Here is a 1,875-nt window from a genome sequence, read left to right on the forward strand (position 1 = left end):
CCCAGGCCCTGGACGACGCCTTCGGCGCCGGGTCGGGCGCCCGCTGGAACGCGGTGGTCAACCGCGGCCGGACGGTCTGGGAGGCCACCCGCCGCCCGCTGCTGGAGGAGCCTCTCCCGGCCGACCCCACGCCGCTGCACACCGACCCGTACCCCGCCCCGCCCCGGCGCGGCCTCGCCCGGCTGCGCCCGTCCGGCCGCCGGACGCTCGCCGACGTCGCCGCCCGCGAGCTCGACGGCCACCCCGGGCTGACCGCCCTGCTGCACGAGCACGCACTGCGCTTCGGCTTCGACCCGCGCACCGCCCCGGCCGCGGCCACCGTCCTGCCGTACATGGAGCAGTCATTCGGCGTCTGGTACGTCAAGGGCGGCATGCGCGCGCTGGCGGACGCGGTGTTCCGGCGCTGCGAGCAGCGCAAGGTCGAGTTCCGCTTCGACACCCCGTACGAGGAGGTGCTGGAGAAGGACGGCCGGGCCTGCGGGATCGTCACGGCGGCCGGGCCGGTCGAGGCGGACGTCGTCATCCACGCCGCCGACGCGAACCGCCAGTACCGCGAGTGGACCGGCATGGCGGACGACCAGCACGACTGGCCGGAATCGGTGACCCACGCCGACGGCGTCCCCGGCCGCGCCGTCGTCCTGCTCGCCCTGCGCGGCGAGCGCCCGGCGGGCACCGCGCACCGCACGGTCGTCCACGCCGCCGACCCGGCCGCCGAACTCACCGGGATCTTCGGCTCCGGCCCGCTCCCGGAGCGCCCGACCGTGCAGGTGCTGCGCCCGGACGACGACTCGCTGCACCCCGCGGGCCACGAGACGGCGGTGCTGACCGCCACCGTGCCGGCCGCCGGTGTGGACTGGACGGAGCCGGGCGTCGCGGACCGCTTCGCCGACCGGATGGTCGCCCGGGCGGAGGCGGCGGTCCCGAGCCTCGCCGGCCGCGTGCTGTGGCGGGTGGTCCGGACCCCGGCCGACACCGAGCGCGAGACGGGCTCGTGGCGGGGCTCCGTCCCTCGCCCTGCACTGCCCGGCGCCCGCGGCGCGTACCTCCAGGCGCCGACGGAGGAGGCCCCCGGCCTCTACCTGGTCGGCGGCGCGGCCCACCCCGGCGGCGGGCTGGCCCGGGTCGGCATGTCGGCCTGCATCGCGGCCAACCTCATCGGCCCCGCCTGACCGGAACCGGGACCGGGGCTCAGCCCTGGTGCCAGGTCTGCTGCTGCTGTTGCTGGTAGCCGTACCCGTGGTCGTACGTCGGCTGCTGCGGGATGCCCTGCGTGTGCTGTTCGGGCTGCGGCTGCCACTGCTGCTGGGCGTTCGGGTCCCAGGCGGGCGCCTGCAGCGGGTAGCCGCCGCCGTAAGGGTCCTGCTGCTGGTAGCCGTACGGATCCTGCTGCTGCGGGTACGTGCCGTAGCCCTGGTCGTACGCGAAGGCGGGCTGCTGCTGGGGCTGCTGCCACTGCTGGTCGTACCCGGGCTGCTGCTGCGGGACGTCGTACCCGGCCTGGTAGGCCTCGGCGTACGGGTCCTGCTGTGGCTGGTGCTGCTCGTAGTAGCCGGGCGTGTAGACGCCGTCCGCGGCGAGCTCCTGCATCTCGAAGGCGGCGGTCTGCTCGACCTCCGGGACGCCGTCGCCGCTCGGGCCGACCGGGCCCACCGGGTCCGGTTCCGGCATCTCCTCGACGGCGCTGACCTCGCCGACCCGCGGCTTGGCCGCCACCGCGACCGCGGCCACCGCCGCGCCGCCGGTGAGCGCCCCGAGCAGCGGCACCTTGGCCAGCGGGCCCGGCAGGGCGCCGTCGGCGGTGCGCAGCGACCAGCCGCCGGTGTACCCGCGCTTGACCGAGAGGGTGACGAACGTCTGGCCGACCGCGAACAGGGC

Annotated in this window: 2 protein-coding genes; one reads left to right on the forward strand and one right to left on the reverse strand. The window is 76.6% G+C overall.

The window, feature by feature from the left end; genetic code table 11:
- On the forward strand, nt 1–1,169 hold a 1,169-nt coding region (locus AB0O00_RS37520), incomplete at its 5' end, for an NAD(P)/FAD-dependent oxidoreductase (protein WP_363659172.1).
- 19 nt (nt 1,170–1,188) lie between these two features.
- On the opposite strand, the gene AB0O00_RS37525 is transcribed toward AB0O00_RS37520, so the two are convergent.
- Nucleotides 1,189–1,875: hypothetical protein (locus tag AB0O00_RS37525; protein ID WP_363659173.1), on the reverse strand; the 687-nt coding region annotated here is incomplete at its 5' end.

Source organism: Kitasatospora sp. NPDC093558 (assembly GCF_040683475.1).
Classification (GTDB): domain Bacteria; phylum Actinomycetota; class Actinomycetes; order Streptomycetales; family Streptomycetaceae; genus Kitasatospora.